The sequence below is a fragment of the Tardiphaga sp. 813_E8_N1_3 genome (genome assembly GCF_051811025.1).
In the GTDB taxonomy this organism is placed as follows: Bacteria; Pseudomonadota; Alphaproteobacteria; order Rhizobiales; family Xanthobacteraceae; genus Tardiphaga.
The window spans coordinates 1,352,090-1,377,477 of record NZ_JBPWQE010000001.1 but is presented as its reverse complement, the minus strand read 5'-3'; the positions used below and the strand labels follow the sequence as shown (position 1 = coordinate 1,377,477).

The 25,388-nt window shown below is 63.1% G+C and carries 24 protein-coding genes; 14 read left to right on the top strand and 10 right to left on the bottom strand.

Annotation, left to right across the window (positions count from 1 at the left end; translation table 11 throughout):
* Window positions 1-105: 105 nt before the first annotated feature.
* The 3 genes from AB8A33_RS06470 (at window position 106) to AB8A33_RS06460 (ending at window position 3,182) form a co-directional block, all read left to right on the top strand.
* Window positions 106-1,569, top strand: coding sequence for a YcjX family protein (locus AB8A33_RS06470; protein WP_439092013.1), 1,464 nt, complete (start codon window positions 106-108; stop codon window positions 1,567-1,569).
* Entirely contained in the window at window positions 1,566-2,600 is a 1,035-nt protein-coding gene (locus AB8A33_RS06465; RefSeq protein WP_439092012.1) for a YcjF family protein, read from the top strand. The genes AB8A33_RS06470 and AB8A33_RS06465 overlap by 4 nt, the downstream gene beginning before the upstream one ends.
* 198 nt (window positions 2,601-2,798) lie before the next feature.
* Complete coding sequence (locus AB8A33_RS06460) at window positions 2,799-3,182, top strand: hypothetical protein (RefSeq protein WP_439092011.1); 384 nt, start codon at window positions 2,799-2,801, stop codon at window positions 3,180-3,182.
* 136 nt (window positions 3,183-3,318) lie between these two features.
* On the opposite strand, the gene AB8A33_RS06455 is transcribed toward AB8A33_RS06460, so the two are convergent.
* Window positions 3,319-3,711 carry a RidA family protein gene (locus AB8A33_RS06455; protein WP_439092010.1) on the bottom strand — a complete coding sequence of 131 codons (393 nt, stop codon included), beginning with the start codon at window positions 3,709-3,711 and terminating at the stop codon, window positions 3,319-3,321.
* Between the two features lie 147 nt (window positions 3,712-3,858).
* Between AB8A33_RS06455 and AB8A33_RS06450 the strand changes: the two genes are divergently transcribed.
* Window positions 3,859-4,602, top strand: a complete 744-nt coding sequence (locus AB8A33_RS06450) for an ArsR/SmtB family transcription factor (RefSeq protein WP_439092009.1) — start codon at window positions 3,859-3,861, stop codon at window positions 4,600-4,602.
* On the opposite strand, the gene AB8A33_RS06445 is transcribed toward AB8A33_RS06450, so the two are convergent.
* The gene (locus AB8A33_RS06445; protein ID WP_439092008.1) at window positions 4,584-6,182 is read right to left on the bottom strand and encodes a glycosyltransferase family 39 protein; all 1,599 of its coding nucleotides are present in this window, start codon (window positions 6,180-6,182) and stop codon (window positions 4,584-4,586) included. The genes AB8A33_RS06450 and AB8A33_RS06445 overlap by 19 nt on opposite strands.
* A 119-nt stretch (window positions 6,183-6,301) precedes the next feature.
* Between AB8A33_RS06445 and AB8A33_RS06440 the strand changes: the two genes are divergently transcribed.
* The 3 genes from AB8A33_RS06440 (at window position 6,302) to AB8A33_RS06430 (ending at window position 9,001) form a co-directional block, all read left to right on the top strand.
* On the top strand, window positions 6,302-8,062 hold the full coding sequence (locus tag AB8A33_RS06440) for an adenylate/guanylate cyclase domain-containing protein (protein WP_439092007.1): 1,761 nt from the start codon (window positions 6,302-6,304) through the stop codon (window positions 8,060-8,062).
* 166 nt (window positions 8,063-8,228) lie between these two features.
* Window positions 8,229-8,477, top strand: a complete 249-nt coding sequence (locus tag AB8A33_RS06435; protein WP_439092006.1) for a hypothetical protein — start codon at window positions 8,229-8,231, stop codon at window positions 8,475-8,477.
* A 323-nt stretch (window positions 8,478-8,800) separates the two neighbouring features.
* Complete coding sequence (locus tag AB8A33_RS06430) at window positions 8,801-9,001, top strand: cold-shock protein (protein ID WP_068734210.1); 201 nt, start codon at window positions 8,801-8,803, stop codon at window positions 8,999-9,001.
* A 281-nt stretch (window positions 9,002-9,282) separates the two neighbouring features.
* Here AB8A33_RS06430 and AB8A33_RS06425 read toward each other — a convergent pair whose 3' ends face one another.
* Complete coding sequence (locus AB8A33_RS06425) at window positions 9,283-9,891, bottom strand: hypothetical protein (RefSeq protein WP_439095869.1); 609 nt, start codon at window positions 9,889-9,891, stop codon at window positions 9,283-9,285.
* Between the two features lie 140 nt (window positions 9,892-10,031).
* The gene (locus AB8A33_RS06420; protein ID WP_315843179.1) at window positions 10,032-10,496 is read right to left on the bottom strand and encodes an Lrp/AsnC ligand binding domain-containing protein; all 465 of its coding nucleotides are present in this window, start codon (window positions 10,494-10,496) and stop codon (window positions 10,032-10,034) included.
* A 112-nt stretch (window positions 10,497-10,608) separates the two neighbouring features.
* Between AB8A33_RS06420 and putA the strand changes: the two genes are divergently transcribed.
* The 3 genes from putA (at window position 10,609) to AB8A33_RS06405 (ending at window position 15,737) form a co-directional block, all read left to right on the top strand.
* Window positions 10,609-13,611 (top strand): bifunctional proline dehydrogenase/L-glutamate gamma-semialdehyde dehydrogenase PutA, encoded by a 3,003-nt coding sequence (gene putA / locus AB8A33_RS06415; RefSeq protein ID WP_439092005.1) that lies wholly within the window; start codon window positions 10,609-10,611, stop codon window positions 13,609-13,611.
* A 134-nt stretch (window positions 13,612-13,745) separates the two neighbouring features.
* Entirely contained in the window at window positions 13,746-14,951 is a 1,206-nt protein-coding gene (locus AB8A33_RS06410) for a CaiB/BaiF CoA transferase family protein (RefSeq protein WP_439092004.1), read from the top strand.
* A gap of 219 nt (window positions 14,952-15,170) precedes the next feature.
* A complete protein-coding gene (locus AB8A33_RS06405; RefSeq protein ID WP_439092003.1) occupies window positions 15,171-15,737 on the top strand; it encodes a fasciclin domain-containing protein in 567 nt (188 codons plus the stop codon).
* Window positions 15,738-15,808: 71 nt separating this feature from the next.
* Here the strand turns inward: AB8A33_RS06405 and AB8A33_RS06400 are convergent, their stop codons facing one another.
* The 3 genes from AB8A33_RS06400 to AB8A33_RS06390 all read right to left on the bottom strand — a co-directional run bounded on the left by AB8A33_RS06400 (window position 15,809) and on the right by AB8A33_RS06390 (window position 18,557).
* Window positions 15,809-15,967: a hypothetical protein gene (locus AB8A33_RS06400; protein WP_176454609.1), complete on the bottom strand. Its 159-nt coding sequence runs from the start codon at window positions 15,965-15,967 to the stop codon at window positions 15,809-15,811.
* Between the two features lie 12 nt (window positions 15,968-15,979).
* Window positions 15,980-17,488, bottom strand: a complete 1,509-nt coding sequence (locus AB8A33_RS06395; protein WP_439092002.1) for a hypothetical protein — start codon at window positions 17,486-17,488, stop codon at window positions 15,980-15,982.
* A 94-nt stretch (window positions 17,489-17,582) separates the two neighbouring features.
* On the bottom strand, window positions 17,583-18,557 hold the full coding sequence (locus AB8A33_RS06390) for a hypothetical protein (RefSeq protein WP_439092001.1): 975 nt from the start codon (window positions 18,555-18,557) through the stop codon (window positions 17,583-17,585).
* A gap of 174 nt (window positions 18,558-18,731) precedes the next feature.
* On the opposite strand from AB8A33_RS06390, the gene AB8A33_RS06385 reads away from it, so the two are divergent.
* A complete protein-coding gene (locus AB8A33_RS06385; RefSeq protein ID WP_439092000.1) occupies window positions 18,732-19,343 on the top strand; it encodes a glutathione S-transferase family protein in 612 nt (203 codons plus the stop codon).
* Between the two features lie 3 nt (window positions 19,344-19,346).
* Here AB8A33_RS06385 and AB8A33_RS06380 read toward each other — a convergent pair whose 3' ends face one another.
* Genes AB8A33_RS06380 through AB8A33_RS06370 form a run of 3 tightly spaced genes read right to left on the bottom strand, consistent with a single transcriptional unit; the run spans window position 19,347 to window position 21,358 of the window.
* Window positions 19,347-19,844 carry a TPM domain-containing protein gene (locus AB8A33_RS06380; RefSeq protein WP_439091999.1) on the bottom strand — a complete coding sequence of 166 codons (498 nt, stop codon included), beginning with the start codon at window positions 19,842-19,844 and terminating at the stop codon, window positions 19,347-19,349.
* Window positions 19,844-20,725: a TPM domain-containing protein gene (locus tag AB8A33_RS06375; RefSeq protein WP_439091998.1), complete on the bottom strand. Its 882-nt coding sequence runs from the start codon at window positions 20,723-20,725 to the stop codon at window positions 19,844-19,846. The genes AB8A33_RS06380 and AB8A33_RS06375 overlap by 1 nt, the downstream gene beginning before the upstream one ends.
* 24 nt (window positions 20,726-20,749) lie before the next feature.
* Entirely contained in the window at window positions 20,750-21,358 is a 609-nt protein-coding gene (locus AB8A33_RS06370; RefSeq protein WP_089265314.1) for a LemA family protein, read from the bottom strand.
* A gap of 188 nt (window positions 21,359-21,546) precedes the next feature.
* Between AB8A33_RS06370 and AB8A33_RS06365 the strand changes: the two genes are divergently transcribed.
* From AB8A33_RS06365 to AB8A33_RS06355, 3 genes are all read left to right on the top strand, one after another.
* Window positions 21,547-23,109 (top strand): AMP-binding protein, encoded by a 1,563-nt coding sequence (locus AB8A33_RS06365; protein ID WP_439091997.1) that lies wholly within the window; start codon window positions 21,547-21,549, stop codon window positions 23,107-23,109.
* A gap of 276 nt (window positions 23,110-23,385) precedes the next feature.
* Window positions 23,386-23,889: a helix-turn-helix transcriptional regulator gene (locus AB8A33_RS06360; RefSeq protein WP_175368385.1), complete on the top strand. Its 504-nt coding sequence runs from the start codon at window positions 23,386-23,388 to the stop codon at window positions 23,887-23,889.
* Window positions 23,886-25,292: an MATE family efflux transporter gene (locus AB8A33_RS06355; RefSeq protein WP_439091996.1), complete on the top strand. Its 1,407-nt coding sequence runs from the start codon at window positions 23,886-23,888 to the stop codon at window positions 25,290-25,292. Before AB8A33_RS06360 ends, AB8A33_RS06355 begins: the two co-directional genes overlap by 4 nt.
* The last annotated feature ends 96 nt before the right edge of the window (window positions 25,293-25,388 follow it).

Sequence of the window (25,388 nt, the reverse complement as noted above, 5' to 3'; positions counted from 1 at the left end):
AAGTGACGACGCTTTCGTGACGAACTTGATTTCAGCCAGACAATCGCCATTTTTGAAGGCAGGCCAATACCCTTTCACGTCCACCATGATGAGCTTTCCCGCACGATGCCCAGCCTGTCCGAACTCGTCGAAGAAGCGCGGCTGTCTGCGCGCGCATTGCTCGATTATGGCGATGGTCTGTTCAATCCCACGGTGCGGCTTGGGGTCACAGGCCTGTCGCGCGCCGGCAAGACGGTCTTCATTACCGCGCTCGTGCATGGCCTGACACGCGGCGGGCGCTTTCCGGTGTTCGAGTCATTGGCCACCGGGCGGATTGCGCAAGCGCGCCTTGCGCCGCAGCCCGATGATGCCGTGCCGCGCTTTGCCTATGAAGAGCATCTGCGGACGCTGATCGATGAGCGCCGCTGGCCGAACTCGACCACCGATATCAGTGAGCTGCGTCTGGTCATCGACTATCAGCGCGCGAGCGGCGCCGACCGCAAGCTCACGCTCGACATCGTCGACTATCCCGGCGAGTGGCTGCTGGATCTGCCGCTACTCAACAAGAGCTATGAGGAATGGTCCGCGGAGAGCCTTGCGCTGTCGCGGCAAGGACCGCGCAGAGCGCTGGCGGCGGCGTTTCACGCGCATCTCGCCACGCTCGACGCCAACGCGCCGGAAAACGAGCAGGCGACGCTGATCGCAGCGAGGCTCTTCACCGATTATCTGCGCGCCTGCCGCGACGAACGCTTCGCCATGAGCCTGTTGCCACCGGGCCGGTTCCTGATGCCGGGCAATCTCGCGGGCTCGCCGGCGCTCACTTTTGCGCCGCTCGACGTCGCCAGCGATGGCAGCGCACCGGATGGTTCGCTGTGGGCGATGATGAAGCGGCGCTATGAGGCCTATAAGGACGTCGTCGTCCGCCCATTCTTTCGCGATCACTTCTCCAGGCTGGATCGGCAAATCGTACTCGTCGATGCGCTCTCTGCCTTCAACGCGGGACCCGAAGCGCTGCACGATCTCGAATCCGCCCTCGCCGGCATTCTCGATTGTTTCCGCATCGGTCGCAGCACGATCCTCAGCACGCTGTTCCGCCCGCGCGTCGATCGCATCCTGTTTGCGGCGACCAAGGCCGATCACCTGCATCACCTCAGCCATGACCGGCTGGAGGATGTGCTCAGGCGCACCGTAACCAAGGCCGTTGCGCGCTCGGAACTGGCCGGTGCATCCGTCGACGTCGTCGCCATCGCCGCGGTGCGCGCCACCAAGGAAGCGCTGGTGCAGCGCGGCCGCGACAAGCTGCCCTCGATCCTGGGCACACCGGCCGCCGGCGAGGTCGCCAATGGCGAGACCTTCGACGGCGAGACTGAAGTCGCGACCTTCCCCGGCGACCTGCCGACCGATCTCGATGGTTTGTTCACCGGCGGTTCTTTCAAGGGCCTCTCGACAGACGGCGCCGACAAGGCCGACTATCGCTTCCTGCGCTTCCGCCCGCCGCTGCTCACCCGCGATGGCGGCGAGGAGCCGGCGCTGCCTCACATCCGCCTCGACCGCGCGCTCCAGTTCCTGATCGGAGACAGGCTGCAATGACCGACCGTACGCGCCGCCCGGCCACGTTCCGGCTCGACGATCCCCACGTCACCGTGATGGATGCCGACGAGGATGCCGGCCGCCTCGCCCGCGGCACCATCCGCATCACACCCGAAGCCGACCCGATGGCGATGCCCGTCGTCATCGACGAGCCGCTGCGGCCGGTGCGATCAGGCTTCCGCTGGGGCACGCTGTTCTGGACCGGGCTCGGCGGCCTCGTGCTGCTCGGCACGGGTCTCGGCGTCACGCAACTGGTCCGCGACCTGTTCGCGATCAATGACGGCCTCGGCTTTCTCGGCCTCGGCTTCGCTGCGCTGGTCAGCGTCGCGCTGATCGCCATCATCGCACGTGAGGCGCTGAGCCTGATGCGGCTCGCCACCATCGAGAAGCTGCATGCCCGCGCGTTGGCCGTGATCGCCAGCGACGACCGCGCCGAGAGCCGTGCCGTGCTCGCCGACCTGCTGAAACTCGCACATACCAATCCGCGCCTCGCTCGTGCGCGCACGGCGCTGCAGGGCCATGCCGACGATATCATCGATGGTGCCGATCTCATTCGCGTGGCCGAACGTGAATTGATGAGCCTGCTCGACATCGAAGCGCGTCGCCTCGTCTCGGTCGCCGCGCAGCGCGTTTCGGTGGTGACCGCCGTCAGCCCGCGTGCCGTAGTCGATGTTCTGTTCGTCGCCGCCGCCGCGATCCGGCTGGTCCGGCAGCTCGCAAAACTCTATGGCGGGCGGCCGGGGACGCTCGGGATGATCACGCTGATGCGCCATGCCATCAGCCATCTCGCCATCACCGGCGGCATGGCCGCCAGCGACAGCATGATCCAGCAGGTGCTCGGCCATGGCATCGCGGCGAAACTCTCGCAGCGGCTCGGCGAAGGCGTGCTCAATGGCCTGCTCACGGCCCGCCTGGGCCTCGCCGCCATCGACGTGACGCGGCCATTGCCATTCACGGCGCTGCCACGCCCGCAGCTTGGCGATCTCGCGAAGGATCTGCTGCGGAAGCGCGACGGGGAAGAGAACGCCTAGGGCGGATGAGCCGAAGGCATAATCCGCCCTAATTTCTCGGGCGCGGACTCATAAGCGCGTAGCCAAATTCGGATTGATGCCAAGATGAGCCGGATAGCGAAGACATCGTCGATATGGCAAAATCGACGCGAGTGACCCTAAGCGGAAGTGATCGCGTTCCATAGGCCGACCTGTACGTTCGCGGGAATGGAGGCTTCAATGAAGTGCCCACGGATCTACTCCACAGCGGATGGCGAGTCCCACTTTGATGAAGTCGATATTCCGACGAACCCGCTGCAGGTTCATCCCAACGCCGCGATTTTCGAAGTGTCGGCAAGATATGCGACGACACACATCAGCTTCACGCGCATTCCGGCGGGCGCACGACGGGTCGATTGGCACACTGTTCCAGGGCGCGTGCTCACAGTAAGGCTTGATGGATCGGCCGAATACCAGACCAGTGACGGAGACCAGAGACACGTCCCAGCCGGTAGCTTCATTTTGTTCGAGGACACTCATGGCAAAGGGCACAAAACGGAACATTCACCCGAAGAGCAGACAGTCATCTGGATCAATCTTCCGCGCGGCCTCGATCAGCCTTGACGATAAATTGCTCTGATCGGTTCGGCAATTCGCCCCTTTTCGGATATGAGGCAATGTCCGGTTTGAGCCCGCGAAGTGTGGGATAACAGACATCGCTCAAGCCGCCGCTTATGAACCTCGATTTATGAGTGCTGCCCTAGGCAGCGGCCACGCAGTCCACCTCGACGTCGAACGGGCCATGCCATCCCGCAACGATGAAGAAGCCGCGCGCCGGCGGATCGCTTGAGAAGTAACGCGCATAAACCCGGTTGATGGTTTCGAACTGATCGGCCCCGGTGCAATAGACATTGCACTTGATCACCCTGTCGATCGATGAGCCCGCAGCCGTAAGGCACAGCGCCATCTGATCGAGAACAATCTCGATCTGCCGCTCCAGTGGGAAGCGCCTGATCTCCCCCGTCTCGGGATCATAGGGCGGCAGTTGCGAGACATAGACGAGATCGCCATAGCGCACGGCCGGCGCGACAGGAACCTTCCGTGCTTCGAAATAGGATGAGAACGGTTCGACGCGAATGAACTGTGCCTGCATGTTTCCGCTCCCGGCTGCCACTATTGATCGCATCATCGCACGGGCGACGGCCGGCGCCGGGCCAATTGGTTCGGCACCGGCCGAACCGACGGGAGTGGCGGATTATCCGGCGAGCCGCTACGCTGGGATATGGTCGCCTCCGCAAACATGGTCGAAGTCGCGGCGCTGGTTGGCGATACAGCGCGCGCGACCATGCTTGCGGCACTCATGGGAGGTCAGGCGCTCACGGCAACCGAGCTGGCGTTTCAGGCCCGGATATCCCGCCCCACCGCGAGCGAACATCTGGTTCGGCTGCTCAACGCGCGATTGATATCGGTGACACCGAGCGGGCGATTTCGTTACTATCGGATCACATCACCGCTCGTGGCGCAGATGCTGGAAAGCATGATCGCCGTCGCGGCCCTGGAAATGCCACCGAGGCATCGACCGCGTTCTGCACGCGATGAAGCACTGTGCCTTGCGCGCAGTTGCTACGATCATATGGCCGGACGGCTGGGCGTTGCGGTCGCGGACGCGTTGATCGCGCGAGATTACATGCATCTGAGTGCAGATGGCGGAGCCCTTACCGACGCCGGCCACCGCTTTCTCTGCGAGTTCGGAGCCAGGCTTGAAACCGACCGCCGCAGCAAGCGCATCTTCTGCCGGGCTTGTCTGGACTGGAGCGAGCGGCGCTATCATGTGGGCGGACTGGTCGGCGCCGAGCTTCAACGACGGTTTCTGGAAGTCGGATGGATTGCGCGAACGGGCGCGACGCGCGCCTTTAAAGTCACGGATGCTGGCAAGATCGAACTGAAAGACATATTTGGCGTCGATCTGGACGTCGCAGCCGCCAGTCGCGGCCTGCTTTCGCCTCGCCAGCCGGGAGAGAGTAGTCAGCGCGCTGCCAGCTGAATGCGTGTCGGCACAGACATCTCCGCCAGCGCAGGCCAGCGATAGAATGGTGTATCAGGCTTCGGCGTCAGGTCAGGCGTCCAGCCCGTGAGCTTGTCGATCGCATAGTGCTTCATGGCCGTGCCGCGCCAGATGGTATCGACTTCGGCGACAGGCGTGAGCACCGCACTCGTCGTCGCCAGCAGCGGGCGCTGGTTGTCCGCGGTCTGCGCGATATAGAGTCCGGCGTGATCTCTGATCTTCGCCATGCCGGGATCGCGGAAGCCCAGAAAACGCGCGCGCTCATTGACCTGCACCACCGGCACCTTGTCCTTCAGATGCCAGCGCAGCATCGCATAGGTGCGGTAGTCGGTCGTCGCGATCCAGGTGGCGCCGGTGGTCTTCATCTCTGCCAGTGCGCGGTCAGCCAGCACCTGATAGCCGCCCTCCCCGCCGAGCGGATCGTTCTTGCCGATCAGATTCCACGGCGCGGCCACGCTATAGAGGAAGACCAGCACCACCAGCGGAATGCCGGTGGCGATGGCAGCGATGCTCCAGCCATAGGAGGCACGCACCATGCGCGGCGACCAGCCGTCGGCCGGCAGTTTCGTCAGGTTGATCGCCACCGCAGCGATGCCGGCGGGCCACAGGAACATCGGCCAAGTATCGCCGACACGCAGGGTCAGCGACTTCCATGCAAAGAAAAAGAACGGCACCAATACGCAGGTGGCGAGCAGGATCGCGACCGGTTCGCGGCGGCGATAGCCACGCCATGCAGTGACGACAACCGCGGAGAGAATGACCGGCATCAGGATGAAGCCGACCTGACCGAACTGCAGGCCGAGAAAATCGCCGAGCGTGCGCAGCGACACCTCGTTGTTCGTGGTGGCGCGGATGAACTGGAACCTGAACGACGCCCAGTCGTGGCCGGCATTCCAGATCAGGACCGGCGACGAGATCGCCAGTGCGATCAGCACGGCCAGCCATGGATACGGGCTGCGCAGCCAGCGTCCGCGCCATTCCGGCACCAGCATGAATGCGAGAATGCCGGGCACGAACATCACCACCGTGAGTTTGGACAGCAAGGCGAAGCCGCCGAAGACACCTGCTGCAAGCCACCAGCGTCCGTCATGGCTTTCGGCAAGCCGCACCAGTGACCACAGCATCGCCATGGCGAACGGGATCAACGCCACGTCCGGCGCGACCTTGGCCATCAGCAATCCGTAATACAGCGCCGCTTCCGACATCAGCACCGCCAGCAGCACCGCGCGCAGATCCTGCGTGACGCGGCGAACGATGTCGGCCAGCAGCAATTGCGTCACCGCCATCGCCACGATACCAGCAAAACGCGCGCCGAAATTGGTATCGCCGAAGATCAGCGTGCCCGCACGGATAAACCATGAGATCATCGGCGGATGATCGAGGAACGACAGCACGCTCTCCTTCGACCACGTCCAGTAATAGGCCTCATCGGTGCGCAGATCGAACAGCCCGGCATAGACCAGCCGCATCGCAGTCAGCGCCACAAGCAATGCGCCGATCACCCAAAAGGCGCGGCGGGGGACATTCCGATCGAGGTAAGGGTCGGGAAAAGACGTCATCGCCGAGCTTTTCGGCGGACTTCGCCATGCTGTCAACTTGTTGACTTTACTGCTGGATAAGGTCTGTCCAGAGGCCGCTCCGGATGGCATCGGAGGGCGTCTCGCCGTAGGGTTTCGCCATGGACGCCTCGCTCAATCCCGCCAGCAACCTGCCCCGGACGGCCCCCGCCACCGCGTGGTGGCGCGGCATCGGGCTGCGCCAGGTCAGGCTGGTCTGCGGACTGGTGCTGTTCACCTATCTGCTCAGCCATTTTCTGAATCACGCGCTTGGCAATATCTCGCTCGACGCGTTGCAGACCGGCGTCGTCATCCATGCCGGCTTCTGGCAGTTCTTTCCAGTCGCGGTGACCTTCTACTCGGCGGTCACGATCCATGGCGTGCTCGGCATCTGGGCGCTATTCGAACGCCGGCAGTTCCGCTGGCGAGCCGTCGAGCCGCTGCAACTGGTACTCGGGCTTAGTGTTCCCGCACTCATCGTCGGCCACGTGGTCGCCGTCCGCCTTGGAGAAAACCTGTACGACATCAATCGCAGCTATCCTCAGGTGTTCTATGGCTGGATCACGTCGCCCACGAAGACGTGGTCGATGTATCTCGTGGTGGTCGTGGCCTGGCTGCACGGTTGTATCGGGCTGTATTTCTGGCTGCGGCTGAAAGCGCATTTCAAAAGCCTCGCCCCCTACCTTCTGTCGGCTGCCGTGCTGATCCCGACACTGGCGCTGCTTGGCATCTTTCAGGGCAAGCGTGAGGTCGAGGCCAAGCTGGCATCGCCGCAATGGCAGGCCGAGAATTTCGGCCCGGACCGGATGGGCACCGCTCCACAGCAGCAGACACTCGGCGACATCACCGACGACCTCCTGATCGGCTATCTCGCTCTGCTCGGCATCGTGCTCGCGGCCCGCGCCATCCGCCTGGTCGTCGAACGCCGTGCCGGGATGATCAACCTGTCCTATAGCGACGGTCGCAAACTGCGCGTCCCCTTGGGCCTCAGCGTGCTGGAAGCGAGCCTGCGTCATCGCGTGCCGCATGCCAGCGTCTGCGGCGGCCGCGCGCGCTGTTCGACCTGTCGCATTCGTGTCACCAGCGGTGTCGAGACATTGCCGGCACCGTCCGCGCGCGAAGCCTTTGTGCTGAGCAGGATCGGCGGCGCTGCAGACCCCGCCGTCCGGCTGGCCTGCCAGTTGCGACCGACGACCGACCTCACCTTCGTTCAACTGTTCGCGCCGCAAGTGACCAGCGCGAATGCTCACGCATCGCAGCCGGCGCGGATCGGCCAGGAGCGTTATCTCGTCTGCATGTTCGTCGACATGCGCGGCTCAACCATGCTCGCCGAGAAACGGCTGCCTTACGACACCGTGTTCATCGTCAACCGCTTTCTCGACGCCGTCTCGCGAGCTGTCATCGCAAGCGGTGGCAAGCCCAACCAGTTCATCGGCGACGGGGAGCTGGCGCTGTTCGGTCTTACCTGCGATCCGCAGACCGCGTGTCGCCAGGCCCTGCAGGCTGCGCGGCTCATCGCCGAGAATATCGACGAACTCAATCGCGCCCTCGCCCATGACCTGCCGCAGCCGCTGCGTTTCGGCATCGGCATACACGGCGGCGAAGTCATTGTCGGCGATATCGGCTATCGCGATCACATGGTGTTCACCGCACTCGGCGATGCGGTCAATGTCGCTGCGCGCCTGCAGGACATGACCAAGAGCCTCGCTTGCGAAGTCATTATCTCCGAAGAAGTCTGCAACACTGCAGGCCTCGCGGGCGACGCGCTGCCACACCAGGACGTCGCGATCCGCGGCCGTGCCGCACCGATGAATGTGCGCACGATCACAGATGCCAAGGTACTTTCATCTCTCGTGACCAGTGACATGGTTTCCGCGCTTTAACGCTGTTCCTGCAGGGCGCACGCGCTTTGCCTGCCTGAACAGGCATTCAGAAAATTCCCTGAGAATTTCTTCGAACCCGCTCCGAAATCGATGCGACGAATTTGCGATGGATCGAACAGACAGATCCCGCAACCCGCGCTTCGCGCATCACTGAAGGAGAACGACCATGTTTCGCAAACTCGCACTCGCATTCGTTGCTGCAGCTTCCCTCGGCGCGATGGCGCTGACGCCGTCCACCGCATCGGCTCATGGTTGGGGCTGGCACGGCGGCCATCACCACCACTTCCACGGCGGCGGCTTCTACGGTCCCGCTTTCGGTGTCGGCTATGTCGGTGGCGGCGGTGGCTGCTATGTGAGCCGCCGCGTGATGACGCCCTACGGCCTGCGCTGGCGCACGGTTAACGTCTGCTACTAATCCTCGCATGAGGGCTGCGAACCCCGGCCGCTTCGGCCGGGGTTTTGCATTGCAGCGATATCACCCGCGTGCAGACGACAACGCATGGTCGTATCGCGACCGAGCCCGGCGCTTTGCTTTTGCGACCTTCCGCCGCGTCGGAAAATATCATGAATAGCGACGAATCCCGGAAAATTGGACAGATTACGGTCGGTTTGGGCAATTTCTGCACGCCGTTTGAGCTATCAAGCTTGGCAATCCGCGCGTAACGTGCGCATGTCGGATATGCCGGTTTGCGGGGACCGGCAGTTCGTTATCGATTTTGATCCCGCGGAGACGACGTGATGACTAAAGGTACTGTGAAGTGGTTCAACCCGACGAAGGGTTATGGATTCATCCAGCCGGCGAATGGCGGCAAGGACGTGTTCGTTCATATTTCGGCAGTTGAGAAGGCTGGCCTTTCGACACTGAACGAAGGTCAGACCGTTGAATTCGAGGAAGTTGCCAACCGCGGCAAGACCTCGGCTGAGAACCTCAAGGTCTGATACATCTGGTTTGATACCAGTGTGATCCGGCCACTTCCCCGAAGTTTTCCAGATCACGCCTCAACAATGTAGAGCGCATTCGGCAAGGGCGGTTTCCTCCAAAGGGGCACCTCTCCTGCAACGCAATCAGTTTCACGCAGGATTGCGCTAATTCGATCCGCGGTGTGCGCTCTAGCCTAACTCCAAAAACCCGAGCTGAGATCTTTGTAAGGTCCGCTCCTCAGAGCCGCCAGTTAACGTGACGCAGGCCTCAGCGACGCGACGGCGCTCCATTCCCCGATTTAGTTTTCCTTGACCCACTGATCCGCCGGCTTGACGTCCGGCAGCTGCGCGTAGCCGCGCGTCCACATATCGACGACCCATTCGGTGCCCGTCGCGCGGTCCAGCAGCACGGCGGTGTTGTGCGGTGTCTGCAGCACCAGCGCATTGCCGCGATAACGCGGATTGCCCACCGTGTGATGCTTGAAAAGTCCCCACTCCTGCATGATCAGCAGCAGGCTGGTAACGTTGCGCGTCGTGTCCCAGCAATCGAAATTGTGCTTGTCGTCGAAATAACGGAAATCCGCATTGGCGATCCGCTTGTCGGTACCAAGCACCGGACCGACGCGGCGGTCCCACCACACCACCGCCTTCTGCACGGCGGCGCGTTCCGCCGCGGCCGACGCCTTGCCCGCTGCGAGAAGCTTGGTGAGCGCTGCCCTATCAGCAGGCGTGAAATCGAAGGCATGGCGACGCCGGCAGACGAAGCCGTAGCAGATGGTCATGGAACCGGCGGATGGCGGGTAGATCGACACCGACGTGTAGAGATCGCTGACCTCGCGGGACATTTCGATCGCGCGCGCATGCGACATCGAGAACAGGCCGGTCAGCGCGATGACACCTGCCGCCATCAGAATACGAAAATCGGCGACACGAAGATTGAACTGGCCTGCCCGCATGATTTGCTCCGAGAGAAACGCGCGGAAACCTAACGCAGCGCTTTCGGGCTGCCAAGGCAACGGCAAGACAACGGCAGCGTTATCCCGGTTCGCTATCCCACCGGCAGCGGTGCGTCGCGCTTCACTTCCTCCATGACGGCATAGGTGCGGCTCTCGCGCACGCCGGGCAGCGCCAGCAGGCTTTCGCCGAGAAAACGGCGATAAGCGCTCATATCGGCAACCCGCGCCTTCACCAGATAATCGAAACCGCCCGCCACCATGTGGCACTCCAGCACTTCCGGCGCGAGCCGCACCGCGCGGGCGAAGCGCTCGAACACGTCGGGCGTGGTCTTGTCGAGCAGAACTTCGACGAACACGAGGAGGCCAAGGCCGAGCATCTGCGGATTGAGCCGCGCACCATAGCCCTCGATATAGCCGTCGCGTTGCAGCCGCTTCAGCCGCTCGCCGATCGAGGTCGCAGACAGGCCAACCTTCTCGGCCAGCTCGACATTGGCGATTCGGCCGTCAGCCTGCAGGACGGCGAGGATTTTCCGGTCGATCTTGTCGATATCGCTCATATTGGGGGTATAGCACGATCATTTCCGGATTATCTAAGGGAAAATTACGATATCTCCTATCGAACTGCCGGCAGACCGGGACTAGGGTTGCAACATATTCGAGGGAACGCCCATGTCGCCCGATTTCATGCCTCCCTTCACCGCCCCCTATGCACCGGAGGATGGGGCCATTGCCGCCCGGCTTCTGGCCGACGCAGCCATGACGCCCGCTCAGGATGCGCGGATCGACGCAACGGCCACGCGCCTGATCGATGCGATCCGCACCAGGGACGACCGCTTCGGCGATGTCGAGGACATGCTGCGGGAATATGCGCTCTCCACCAAGGAGGGCCTTGCGCTGATGGTGCTGGCGGAGGCGCTGCTACGGGTGCCGGACGCACGGACCGCCGATGCCTTCATCGAGGACAAGCTCGGCCAGGGCGACTTCATCCATCACGAGACGAAGTCGAGCGCCTTCCTCGTCAATGCATCTGCCTGGGCGCTCGGCATCTCGCAGCGGGCGATCCAGCCCGGCGAGACGCCGACGGGCACGCTGGGCCGGCTGGCGAAGCGGATCGGCCTGCCTGCGGTACGCACCGCCACGCGGCAGGCCATGCGGCTGATGGGCAGCCACTTTGTGCTCGGCGAAACCATCGATGCAGCGCTGGCCCGCGCCCGCGCTCCGTCCGAGCGCCCGGCGCGCTATTCCTTCGACATGCTCGGCGAAGGCGCGCGCACCAAGGACGACGCGCAGCGCTATTTCGACTCCTATGCCTCGGCCATATCAGCCATCGGCCACGCCGCGGGCAACAGGCCGCTGCCCGACCGACCGGGTATCTCGGTCAAACTCTCAGCATTGCATCCGCGCTATGAAGCAGTGAGCCATCAACGCGTGATGCGCGAACTGGTGCCGCGTCTGATCGCACTGGCGCAGCAAGCGAAGAGCTATGACCTCAATTTCACCGTCGATGCCGAAGAAGCCGACCGGCTCGAACTCTCGCTCGATGTCATCGATGCGGCCTTTGCCGATCCGTCGCTGGCAGGATGGGACGGTTTCGGACTTGCGATCCAAGCCTATCAGAAGCGCTGCGCGGATGTGATCGATCACATCGACGCGCTGGCGCGCCGTCACGATCGCAAGATGATGGTGCGCCTCGTCAAGGGCGCCTATTGGGACACCGAGATCAAGCGCGCGCAAGAGCGCGGGCTCATTGACTATCCGGTGTTCACCCGCAAGGCGATGACCGACCTGAATTATGTCGCCTGCGCGCAGAAGCTCCTCACCTTGCGCCCGCGCATCTTCCCGCAATTCGCCACGCACAATGCGCTCACCGCCGCGACTATCCTCGAACTGGCCGGCACAAGCGACGGCTACGAATTCCAGCGCCTGCATGGCATGGGCGACGCGCTTTACGAACAACTCGGCAAGGATCATCCCGCCATCCGCTGGCGCACCTATGCGCCGGTCGGCAGTCATCGCGATCTGCTGGCCTATCTGGTAAGGCGCCTGCTGGAGAACGGCGCGAACTCATCTTTCGTGGCGATCGCCGCGGATGACGCTGTGCCGATCGCAAGCTTGCTGCAGCGACCGGCCGCAATCATCGGCTCTCCCGACGGCGCGCGACACGCAAAGATCCCGCTGCCAGCCGATCTCTATCGACCCGAGCGCACCAATTCATGCGGCATCGAATTTGGCGAACGCGCTGCGTTGAACAAATTGCTGGCCGAGATTGCGGCCAGCAAGCCAGACGTGGGCAAGATCGTTGATGCCAATGCCGAGCAGGCAGATGCCGCAGTGACGGCAGCACGCGCCGGCTTTGCATCATGGAGCCACACCCCAGCACATCAACGCGCGGCAATCCTCGACAATGCCGCCGATCTTCTGGAACAGCGCCGCGCGTCCTTCATCGCATTGCTGCAACAGGAGGGCGGCAAGACGCTCGATGATGCGCTGTCGGAAGTCCGCGAAGCCATCGACTTCTGCCGCTATTACGCCGCGCAGGGCCGCAAGCAATTCGGCGACGGCGAGGCGATGCCCGGGCCCACCGGCGAGAGCAACGTGTTGAGCCTGCGCGGCCGCGGCGTCTTCGTCGCCATCTCGCCGTGGAATTTTCCGCTGGCGATTTTTCTCGGCCAGGTGAGCGCCGCACTGATGGCGGGCAATACGGTTGTCGCCAAGCCGGCCGAACAAACCCCACGCATCGCTACGCAAGCCGTACGCCTGCTTCATGAAGCCGGTGTACCCACATCAGCATTGCATCTGATCCAGGGCGACGGCCACATCGGCGCCGCGCTGGTGGAGCATCCCGCCGTCGCCGGGGTCGTGTTCACCGGCTCGACCGAGGTAGCGCGATCCATCAACCGCGCCCTCGCCGCCAAAGACGGGCCGATCGTGCCACTCATCGCCGAGACCGGCGGCATCAATGCAATGATCGTCGATGCTACGGCTCTGCCCGAGCAGGTCGCCGACGATGTGGTGATGTCCGCGTTCCGGTCGGCCGGGCAGCGCTGCTCGGCGTTGCGGCTGCTGCTCGTGCAGGATGATGTCGCCGATCGCATGATCGAGATGATCGCGGGCGCGGCCCGGGAACTCAAGCTGGGCGACCCCTCCGATCCCGCAACCCATATCGGCTCGGTCATCGATACTGAGGCGAAGCAGAAGCTCGATGCGCATATTGCGCGCATGACAATCGAGGCACGCGTGCATCTTGCCGCCACGGCGCCTGCAGGCAATTTCGTCGCGCCGCACATCTTCGAGCTCGCGAGCGCACGACAACTCACCGAGGAAGTATTCGGCCCGATCCTGCATGTGGTGCGTTACCGTGCGTCGGAATTCGATCGTGTGTTGCAGGACATTGCTGACACCGGCTTCGGGCTCACGCTCGGCGTGCATTCGCGGATCGACGATATGGTCGAGCGCGTGATCGCGCGCCTGCCGGTCGGCAATGTCTATGTGAACCGCAACATGATCGGCGCCGTGGTGGGCGTGCAGCCCTTCGGCGGCTTCGGACTGTCCGGCACCGGCCCGAAAGCCGGCGGCCCGCATTACCTCGCCCGCTTTGCCACCGAACAGACGGTGACGATCAACACGGCTGCCGCGGGTGGCAATGCAGCATTGATGACGGGCGGCGACTAGCAGCGCTGCTTCCCGTTTCAGGCCGTTGCATCACCCATCGAAGATGGGTCAAATGCGCCACCGGATTCCAGATGGAATTAAATTCCGGCAGACGGCAAGAACAACACGCAGAACAAAAGCGACGGGAGTGACGTATGGAAGACGGTCTGTTCAAAGGGCTGAAGGTGCTGGACTGCGCGAGTTTCATCGCCGCGCCCGCCGCAGCCACCGTGCTGTCCGACTTCGGCGCCGATGTCATCAAGATCGAGCCGCCCGGTGCCGGCGACCCCTATCGCAACCTGCCCAACCTGCCCGGTTATCCCAAGAGCGAGCACAATTATGCGTGGATGATGGAGAGCCGAAACAAGAAGAGTCTCGCGCTCGATCTGGCCAAGCCGGAAGGCCAGGCAGTGCTCTACAAGCTCATCGCCGAAGCCGACGTGTTCATCACCAATTTCCCGCCGCCGGTGCGCAAGCGATTGAAGATCGCCTATGAGGATATCGCGCCGCTCAACGAGAAGCTCATTTATGCGTGCTTCACCGGCTATGGCGACAAGGGCGCGGAAGCGGACAAACCCGGCTTCGATAGCACCGCGTGGTGGGCGCGCTCCGGCATGATGGATCTGGTACGCGCGGATGAAGACACCACGCCGACGCGTTCGATTGCCGGCATGGGCGATCATCCCTGCGCCATGGCGCTTTATGGCGCCATCGTCACCGCGCTCTACAAGCGCGAGAAGACCGGCAAGGGCTGCCAGGTGAAATCCAACCTGATGGCCAATGGCGTGTGGTCGTCGAGCGTGCTGGCACAGGCCAAGCTGGTGGGCGCCAAGTTCGAAAAACGCCGCTCGCGCGAGGAAGCACTGAACGCCGTCACCAACCACTACAGGTGCCGCGACGGTCGCTGGATCATGCTGTCGCTGCTTGCCGAAGAGCGGCAATGGCCGGCTTTCACCAAATGCCTCGGCCGCGAGGACCTGCGCGACGATCCGCGCTTCGCAACCAAACCTGATCGCCATGCACGTTCCGTCGAACTGATCAAGATCCTCGACGAGGTGTTCGCGACCCGCGACCTCGCCGACTGGCGCGAGCGGCTCGATGGCAACGGCCTCGTGTTCGGCTTCGTCGGTATTCTCGACGACATCCCGAACGATCAGCAGATGAAGGACAACGACGTGCTGATCCCGTTTGAGGGAACCGACATCCTCACCATCAACAGCCCGATCTGGATCGGCGGCGAGACCAAACGCAAACCGCATCTGCCGCCGTCCATCGGCCAGCACAGCAACGAGATCCTGCGTGCCGCTGGTTTCGACGATGCCGAGATTGCGCGGCTGCGCGCGACTGGCGCGGTAGCATAGTCGCGCAAATAGCGGAGTACGCAGCTCGCGCAAAAGAGTTTCAATGTTGCGATGCGGCCCGTGATCACGAAGTGGTCACGGGCCAATCTGAAACCGCCCCTCCCAAGATGCGTAGCTGATCTCGTTAGCGCAACAGGCACTCGCCATGTCGCGCGGCCACGAGATCACAACGTCTGCGGATTCCCCGCTGGCGACGCCACAGTCAATCGGGAGACTACCATGTCCAAGAAGCGCATTGCACTATTGTCATTCGCAGCCTTCAGCACGCTGATGATTTCGGCGAGCTTCCTCGAGCCCGCTGCTGCCAAGATGATGAAGGGCGAGAACACCGTCATGGTAGGCGGCGCCGCGATGTATCCGTCCAAGAACATCGTCGAGAACGCCGTGAATTCGAAGGATCACACCACGCTGGTCGCCGCCGTGAAGGCCGCCGGCCTCGTCGATACGCTGGCCAGCCCCGGCCCGTTTACCGTCTTCGCGCCGACCAATTCCGCATTCGGAAAGCTGCCGAAGGGCACTGTCGGCACGCTGGTCAAACCAGAGAACAAAGCGACGCTCACCAAGATCCTGACCTATCACGTGGTTCCCGGCAAACTCGAAGCCGCCGATCTCACCGACGGCAAGAAGCTGACCACCGTCGAAGGCGAGCAGCTCACCGTGAAGCGTTCGGGCGGCAAGGTCATGATCGTCGACGCCAAGGGTGGTACCTCGACCGTGACGATCCCGAACGTCAATCAGTCGAACGGCGTGATCCACGTGGTGAACACCGTGTTGATGCCGGGCTGATCGTTCCAACGCACCGTCTGAATTGACGCATCTCGCCTCTCCCTGTCCGCAGGGAGAGGCATATTTTTTGACTACCGCGCCAGCAGCCAGCCGAAGAAGCCGAGCCCGAGCAGGACGGCCACACCGATCGCCCAGACGCTGACGCGGATGCTGCTCGTCGTCTGCTGCTTGCTCTCGTTCTCGGCGATCGCGATGTCACGTTCCTTAATCTCTTTGTCGGTCTCGTTCATTGCGCCCTCATTTCATTTCACGAAACACATGCCGATCGCGGACGACGTATCCGCGCCAACCTGCTGACAGGCGAGACCTTCGGCACAGGTCCAAGACGCGAAGCTCTTATCCGCGACGCCCTTCGGCTTCGGTCGATAACATGTCGCGCCCCAGCCATCGAGCGCGGGCGAACCCGCGATCTCACCGTTACCACGCGCTTGCGGCCGGTCGGAAAAACCGCGTGAAAAGTCCGGCGCCTTTCCATTGTGCATCGCCATGACAATGTCGCGACGGCGGGGCTGGTCACCGATGAAATGCGGCGATGCCGGAACCGTTCCCAGCGATTGGTCTGCCAGCGTATCGGCACCAGGGAAATGAAAGCCACCAATGCCACGGATCTGATGACAGCCGCCGCAGGTGATGTCGTTCAGCCGGCGCGCGAAGCCGGCGGGAGAGCGGATGTTCTCGAGCGCGCCGCCCTGCGCCACTGCCCGCTCCAGCGCGGCGATGACGTCATGCTCGCTGAACACGCCCTTCCCCTTGCCATCCATCAATCCGAATTCCGGCTGCAGGGCCGACGGAGCAAAGCCAACCGGTGTCGACGCCAGCGACGATGTCGCGAGGAATTTCTCGGGGATCAAAACCGTACCGCGATCGAAGGCGTGGAGGTTGGCGGGCGCGAGCAGCCAGTCGCGAAACGCGTGACCGAGCTCGGCGTCAGCCAGCAACCGGTCGCGGTCGATCTGGTTCTCCATCGGCGCTTCGCGAAACTGCTTCGCACTGGCATCGAAGCGAAAGACGTTCTGCAGATAGTCCGTGCGGAATTCCTGCGTATCGGATTTGGGCGCATGCGCGATCTGCAGATTGGTCTCGATGCGATCGATATGCGCGGCTGTGATTGTCGCTAGCGGGCCATCCGGTTTCAGCAAGCGATCTGCGAGCGCTACGCCAGTCTCAACGAACGACGCTGAGTCGAGCCAGCGTTTGGCGAGATCCGCGCATGTCACCGACGCATCGCTCGGATCCTTCGCATGAAGCACGAGGTTAAGTGTCATCGGCAGGCGCGGCGGCGTCGTGCCAGCGGCCGTGCGCGTGAGCCGATAGATCAGCCTGATTTCACCGCAAGTATCCGGCGCGACATAGGCGCGATCCATGCGGTTGACGATTCCGGCGAGCACGAAGCGCGCATCAGGCGATGTCAACGTCGCCTGGTCGAACAGTTGCACGTCGTGGCCCGGGCCAACGCCAATGCTCACGCGCGGCTGGCGGTTCTGATGCTCGGCGAGATAGCGCGTGAACGCATCATCCAGCGCGGCGCGGATCGGCGCCATCGCGGGCAGAGCGAACAGGGCGTCGCTCGGGATCGGTATCGATCGGGCGGGGTCGAGCAGCTGCGCGAGACCGAGACCGTGGGTGCTGTGCGTTTCCAGCGCCCGCAATGCCCCGGGATCGGTGACGGCGAGACCGTTGCCCCCGTCAGCCTGCGCGACGGGAGCCACGAGGCAGAGCAGCACGGCAATGAAGCTCAAGCGAAGTCGCACGGCGCTATCCCAGACGTCACGTCGGGAAGCTAGCCCAAAACAAAGGCCGCTGCACCAGCAGCGGCCCGAACGCATTCATCACAGGAAGAGGGGATCAGCGGGCGACGATCAGGCCGCGGCTCGTGACCACCGTCCAGCGGCCATCCTGCTTGCGGATCGCATCGACGCGGCCGAGGCCGGGAACCGGATCGCCGGCATAGACTTCGAAGATTCCGGCACGGCCCTCGATGGTGGCACCGCCGCCGGCGATGTCGATGATGCGCCAGCCTTCGACCGTGGGCAGGCGCGCAACTTCGGGCTTCGGTGTCGGGGTCGGCACCGGGGCGTTGATCGAACCGGTCACTTCCTTGGCCGGTACCGAGGCAACCGGTGCAGGGGCCGGCGCGGGCGCAGCTGCAGCCGGCGGCGTGGTGCGCAGCTTTTCGACGGTTTCGCTGAGCTTGGCGAGTTTCGCGGCCGGTTCGGCCTGCGCCTTCTCAAGCTTGTCGAGACGGTCGGCAGACTTCGCGCGCGCCGCGATGGACTGCTTGGCATTGCGGTCGACCTCGGCCTTGAGCGCCGTGAGCTCGCCATCGAGACGGGCGATATGCTCTTCCAGTGCCTGATTGGAGGACTTGGTGTCGTCTGCGGCAAACAGCTTGCCGAGGCCCGACATGGCCACCGAACCGCCAACCGCACCGACGGTGATACCCAGCGCGATCATCGCGGCGATCGCGAGCATCCGGCTGCGGCCAGCCTTCTCCGCCTGCTCAATCTTCGGTTCGGAATTGACGAAGTCTTCCCAGGAGTGCTCGCGCGAAGAACCTTCGCGCGTTGCGCCTTCATGGGATGCGCCGTCACGCGGGCCGCTGTCGCGGGAGGGAGCCATGATGGTGATCCGACCGGGCGCTCCGAGCTTCGGCGCTTCCCTCTTTGGCATCTGGGCGGGGCGCTCGTCGCCCTGCTCCGGTGCGAGCTTCGGCGAATCCACGTGGATATCAGCATCGTGGGAACCGGTCGCCGCCGCGGCGCCGGTGTCGACGTGATCGCCGCTGACGTCTGGGGTGGAATCGGCCTTGTGCTCGCTCACGATCAAATTCTCCGGAATAGATGAACACTTTGGTAACTTTCATTGCTTGCCAAATCCTTACCGGTTGCCGTGCTTACGAAAATTTCACCTCTCGTCCGGCGGCGGGAACCGTTGCTTGACGCGCACCCGCCTGCCCCGCACAACGGCTGCAAGCGAGACAATCGGGGAAACGCCATGAAACTCTACGATTCCATCGGACCGAATCCGCGCGTGGTGCGCATGTTCATGGCCGAGAAGGGCATCAGCCTCCCCGTCCAGACCGTCGATCTTGCTGCCGGGGAGAACCGTGAACCCGCGCATCTGGCGCGCAATGCGCATGGACAGATGCCGACGCTCGAACTCGACGACGGCGCCTATGTGTCCGAGACGGTGGCGATCTGCGAATATATCGAGGAGACGCATCCGACGCCGCCGCTGATCGGCACCACGCCCGAGCAACGCGCCGAGGCGCGGATGTGGCGGCAGCGTGTCGATCTCAACATCTGCCAGCACATCGCCAACGGCTATCGCTTCTCCGAGGGATTGAAGCGTTTCGAGACACGCATCGTCTGCGTGCCCGAAGGGGCGCCGGGCCTGAAGACAATCGCCATCGACCGGCTGCGCTGGCTCGACGGACAGATGGGCGGCAAGACCTTCATCTGCGGCGAGCGGTTCACGATGGCCGACATCGTGCTGTTCTGCTGGCTCGATTTCGCCGACAAGGTGAAGCAGCCGTGGGATCGCGGAAATACGAAGGTCGCGGCATGGTTCGAGCGCGTTGGCGCACGGGAGTCAGCGAAGGCGTAACGGCTATAGCACCACCGGCGCATCCGGCAGTTCATTCACCGAGCCGGCATCGCGCGGAAAATGCGTCGCCAGATGCCGTGTCACCGCGTCGATGCCCTTGATCACGCCGCGCTCGAAATGCCCGGCGCGGAACTCGGCTTCCATCATTTGGCAGATAGCTTCCCAGCCGGCTTTGCCGACACGGGCATCGATGCCGCGGTCGACCACGATCTCCACATCGCGATCGGCCAACAGCAGATAGATCAGCACGCCATTGTTATGCGCGGTGTCCCAGACGCGCAGTTGCGCAAACACATCGATGGCGCGTTCGCGCGCCATCTGATTGCGGAACAGCGGCGCGCCGTCGAGCGCGCCTTCGACGACAAAGCGGATCTGGCCGGCATGGCTGGCTTCGGAGGCCTTGATGGCCTGTTCGATCGCCGCCAGTGCCTTTGGAGGGAACGCCTTGCGGACGCGCGAGCGATTGCCGAGCAGATGTTTGCCGATGCGTTTGAGGCTCATCACCAACTCCCCGAAGCGCCGCCGCCACCGAAACTGCCACCGCCTCCACTGAAGCCGCCGCTGCTCGATGAGCTCCCTGATGACCAGGAACCACCACCGCCTCCCATATAGCCACCACCGCGGCGTCCACCGCCTCCGCCGCCCGACATGAGGGCCTCGCTGATCAGCGTAAAGAAAAACGCGACCGCGCCGAGAATGCCGCCGAACAGCAGGCTGCCGGCGACAAGCCAGACCACCGCGGTGACGAGCCCACCGGTCGCCAACGAACCAAACAGCCGACCGAAGATATTGCGCAGGATACTGCCGAAGATCAGCACGCCGAACAGCAGGAACGGCGCATATTCCATGATCTGATCGAGGGCATTCGAATTGCCCTTCCATTCATCCGGCGCCGGCAGCGGCTCGCCGTCGATCACCTTGATGATCTGATTGACGCCGGCCGTGATGCCACCCGCGAAATCGCCGGTCTTGAAGCGCGGCGTGATGATCTCGTCGATGATCCGTTTCGTGGTCACGTCGGTCAATGCGCCTTCAAGGCCGTAGCCGACTTCGATGCGCAGCTTGCGATCATTCTTGGCGACCAACAGGATCGCGCCATCATCGACTTTCTTGCGGCCGATCTTCCAGGCTTCAGCGACACGGATGGAATATTGCTCGATCGATTCCGGTGCTGTCGTGGGCACGATCAGCACTTCAACCTGACTGCCTTTGCGCGCCTCGAAATCGCGCAGCGTGCTGTCGAGCGATGCCTGTTCGCTCTGGCTCAGCGTCGCGGTCTGATCGACCACGCGCCCCGTCAGAGCCGGCACGGCCACATCGGCCAGAGCGGCGGCGCTCCAGCACAGCAGCAATGCCAGCAGGCAGGCTTTGATCGCCTTCATCGGATCGGCCTGATCGGCACCGGCCTATTTCGCGGGCGCCGGCGTCGGGTTGAAGTCGACCTTCGGTGCGGTCGAAATCTCGCTCTCATTGGCGACGGAGAAGTTGGCCTTCTCCTTGTAGCCGAACATCATGGCGGTCAGATTGTTCGGGAAGGTGCGCACGCCGACGTTATAATCCTGCACCGACTTGATGTAGCGGTTGCGCGCCACGGTGATGCGGTTCTCGGTGCCTTCGAGCTGCGACATCAGATCCTTGAACAGCGCGTCCGACTTGAGCTGCGGATAGTTCTCGGTGACCACGAGCAAGCGCGACAGCGCGCTGGAGAGTTCGCCTTGCGCGGCCTGGAATTTCTGCAGCGCGGCGGGATCGTTCACCACGTCAGGTGTCGCCTGCACCGAGCCGACCTTGGCGCGTGCATTTGTGACGCCCAGAAGAACGTCCTTCTCCTGTTGCGCAAAGCCCTTCACGGAATTCACAAGATTCGGCACGAGGTCCGCGCGGCGCTGATACTGGTTGACAACCTCCGACCAGGCCGACTTGACCTGTTCGTCATTGGTCTGAATCGCGTTGTAACCGCAATTAGTCAGGCTGAGGGTCGCCAGTGCTGCCAGCACGGTCAAAAACTTGCGCATGAAATTCTCCTGTGACGCGGCTCAAATGGCTCGACCGCTTCTAGCACAGGCAAACGACGAAAGCCGCCACAAGTTCATCGCGAATGCTGCAATGCCCATACGGGTTTATGTTTGCATGCCCGGCATTCATTGTTAGCCTTGCCACAACCATCGGCCCACAGAAGCCGAGGATGTATCGGGAGGACTTCATGACGGACGTGCTCAACGCGTTTCCGACGGTCGGGGCGCAGACCTTGCGGGCGCTGGCGCGCTATCCGGATCGCATCGCTTTCAGCTGGCCCGGCGGCACCATCACCTATCGCGGCACCACGGACCTGATCGCGCGGCTGCAGAATGTGTTCATGAACCTCGGCGCACTTCCCGGCACCAAAGTGGCGCTGCTCACAGCCAACCGCGCCGACACCTGGTGCGCCGGCGTCGCCGCGCAACTGTCGCGGTTCGCAATCTCGTGGCTGCATCCGCTCGGCTCGATGGAGGATCAGATCGACCAGATCGAGGACGCCGAAGCAACGATCCTGATCATCGATGCCGACAATTTCCTGCAGCGCGGCGGCGAGCTCGCCTCGCGCGCGCAAGGCCTGCAGCATGTGTTTACGCTGGGCCGCGCGGATTACGGCATCGATCTGCTGAAAGTCGTCGGCTCAGGCGGCAGCGCCACCGCGCGGGATTTTGCACATGTCGATGACATCGCCGTTCTGAACTACACCGGCGGCACCACCGGAAAGTCCAAGGGGGCGCTGCGTCGGCATCGTGAGGTCTCGGGGTTCGCCAGCGCTATTCTGTCGGATTTCGAAATTCCGGACACGCCGAGCTATCTCACGGTGGCGCCGATCAGCCATGTCGCCGGCACCAAGGTTCTGCCGACGCTGATGCGCGGCGGCACGGTGCACATGCTGAAAGGCTTTGATCCCGAGGCGGTGCTCAAGACCATCGAGCGCGAGCGGATCAATTTCACGCTGTTCGTGCCAACCATGATCTATGTGCTGCTCGATCATCCGACGCTGTCAAAAACCGATCTATCGTCGCTCGATCTGGTGCTTTACGGCGCATCGCCGATGTCGCCCAGCCGGCTGGTGGAAGGCATCGAACGCATCGGCCCGGTGTTCTCGCAGCTCTACGGGCAGACCGAATGCTACCCGGTGTCCGTGCTGCGCAAGACCGACCATGATCCCAGGAAGCCCGAGCTGTTTTTGTCCTGCGGATTCCCCATCGCCGTCTGCGACGTCCGCATTCTCGACGATGACGATCAGGAAGTCTCCCCCGGCGAGGCCGGCGAGATCTGTGTCCGGGCTCCGCATGTCATGAAGGAATACTGGAAACGTCCAGAGCAGACGGAGGAAACACTGAAGAACGGCTGGCTGCATACTGGCGACATCGCCCGCGCCGACGAGCGCGGCTACATGTTCATCCTCGACCGCAAGAAGGATATGATCGTTTCCGGCGGCTTCAACATCTTCCCGCGCGAGATCGAGGATGTGTTGACCACCCATGCCGATGTCGCCATGTGCGCCGTGGTCGGCGTTCCCGACGACAAATGGGGCGAGGCCGTCACTGCCATCGTGGTCGCGCGTGGCGGCGCGAAGCCGGACGCCAACGAACTGATCAATCTGGTGAAGACACACAAGGGTTCGGCCCATGCGCCGAAACACATCAAGTTCGTCACCGAACTGCCAATGACCGGCGTCGGCAAGATCGACAAGAAGGCGCTGCGCGCAAGCTTCTGGGTCGGGCGCGAGCGGATGGTGGGATAAGGGGCCAACTCTCTCCGCGTCGCCCCTACTCTCTCCACGTCATCGCCACTCTCTCAGCTGTCATCCCCGCGAAGGCGGGGATCCATAGCCTCCGCAGCGCTGATTGCGCTGTGGCAGAGGCCTTTCTTTCATTTACTCACACGGTGGTTATGGGTCCCCGCCCCGCGCGCGCCATTGGCGCGCTAGGCGGGGACGACAATTGAGGGGCCAGAGCCCCCACATAACCGTCCTGACAAGTGACTTGCATGATGATAGTTACTCGCCTATCTTCCCGCCATGGAGCGCAAGAGTTTCGAAAAACTGGAATGCCCGGTTGCCCGCAGCCTTGAGCGCGTCGGCGAGTGGTGGAGCATTCTGATCATGCGCGATGCCATCTACGGCATGACGCGGTTCGACCAGTTCCAGAAGAACCTCAACATCGCGCCGAACATGCTGACCCGCCGGCTGGCAGTCCTGGTCGAGGCCGGGCTGCTGGAGAAGCGGCTATATTGTGAAAAGCCGCCGCGCTACGAATATATCGTGACCCCGCGCGGCCGGGATTTCCGCTCCGTACTGTGGTCGCTGCAAAGCTGGGGCAACCGGCACTTCGCGCCTGAGGGTGAAAGCGTCGTTCTGATCGACAAGGAGACCGGCGAGACCGCCGATCCCATCCTGGTCGACCGCCGTACCGGCAAACCAATCACCGAAGCCACCCACGCCAATGCGCCCGGCCCTGCCGCCAGCGCACGCGTACAACGACGGCTCAGCAAACCGCGCCCGCAGAAGGACGGATCACCATGAAACTGGAAACGCCGCAGGCCATTGTCGCCGCCACGGCCGCACCCGTCCACGAGATGAATCCGCGGACGCGCATGCTGCTGCAGGCGCCAATCGCCTCCACGCTGATCAAGCTCGCCTGGCCCAATCTGCTGGTGATGCTGGCGCAGGCCTCAACAGGCCTGATCGAGACCTGGTGGGTGTCGCATCTCGGCAGCGACGCGCTGACCGGCATGGCCGTGGTGTTTCCCGGCTTCATGATGATGCAGATGCTGTCGGCTGGTGCCATGGGCGGCGGTATTTCCTCAGCAATCGCCCGCGCGCTCGGCGCAAGGCGCACCGACGATGCCGAGGCGCTGGTGATGCACGCCACGCTCATCAATATCCTGCTCGGCCTCATCGGCTCGGCGATCTTCCTGATCTGGGGCCGCGCGATCTACACCGCGATGGGCGTCAGCGGCGGCGCGCTGGACGCCGCCATGCAGTATTCCAATGTCGTATTTGGCGGCAGCGTGCTGGTCTGGCTGATGAACGGCTTCGCCAGCATCATTCGCGGCACCGGCAACATGCTGGTGCCGTCGCTGTCGATCTGTATCGGCGTTGTCCTGCTGATCCCGCTGTCACCGCTGCTGATCTTCGGTTGGGGCCCCATTCCCGCACTCGGCATCGCCGGCGGCGGCTGGGCCGTAGTGCTGTCCACCTTCACCGTCGGCGCCGTGCTCGGGGGCTACATCCTCTCCGGCCGCTGCATCGTCCATTTCAAACTGGCGCGGCTGCGCTGGGATCTGTCGGCCGACATCTTGCGCGTCGGCGCCGTCGCCGCGGTCATCTCGTTGCAGACGAGTTTTACGGTGCTGTTGACCACCGCTCTGGTCGGCGGCTTTGCCGGTGGCGACGCCGTGGCCGGGTTCGGCACCGGCGTGCGGCTGGAATATCTGATGGTGCCATTGGCGTTTGGATTTGGCGGACCTCTGGTGGCCCTGGTCGGCACCAATATCGGCGCGGGACAGGAGCAGCGCGCGCTACGCGCTGCGCTGATCGGCGGCGGCATGGTGTTCGTGATCACCGAAACCGTTGGCCTGGCGGCCGCGATCTGGCCAGCCGCCTGGCTCGGCCTGTTCGGCTCGGACCCGCAAATGATCGAGACCGGCAGCGCCTATCTGCGCATCGTCGGCCCCGCCTATGGCTTCTTCGGCCTCGGCCTGTCGCTGTATTTCGCCTCGCAGGGCGCCGGAAAGATGCTCTATCCCCTGCTGGCCGGCGTGCTGCGCCTCTTGATCTCGATCGGCGGCGGCTGGCTGGCGCTGCGGCTGACGGGATCGCTGACCTGGCTGTTCGCCTGCCTGACCTTCGCTTTGGTCGTCTACGGCACCATCATCGCCACGGCGGTAGCGTCCGGGACCTGGTTCAAGGCCAAGCCGCTCTGACAGCGATGTAATCGCCAGCGATATGATCAGCCGAAAGCGGATTTTTCGCTGGGAATAAAGATGTGCATATGCCTCATGCAGTTGCACGCCTGTAGG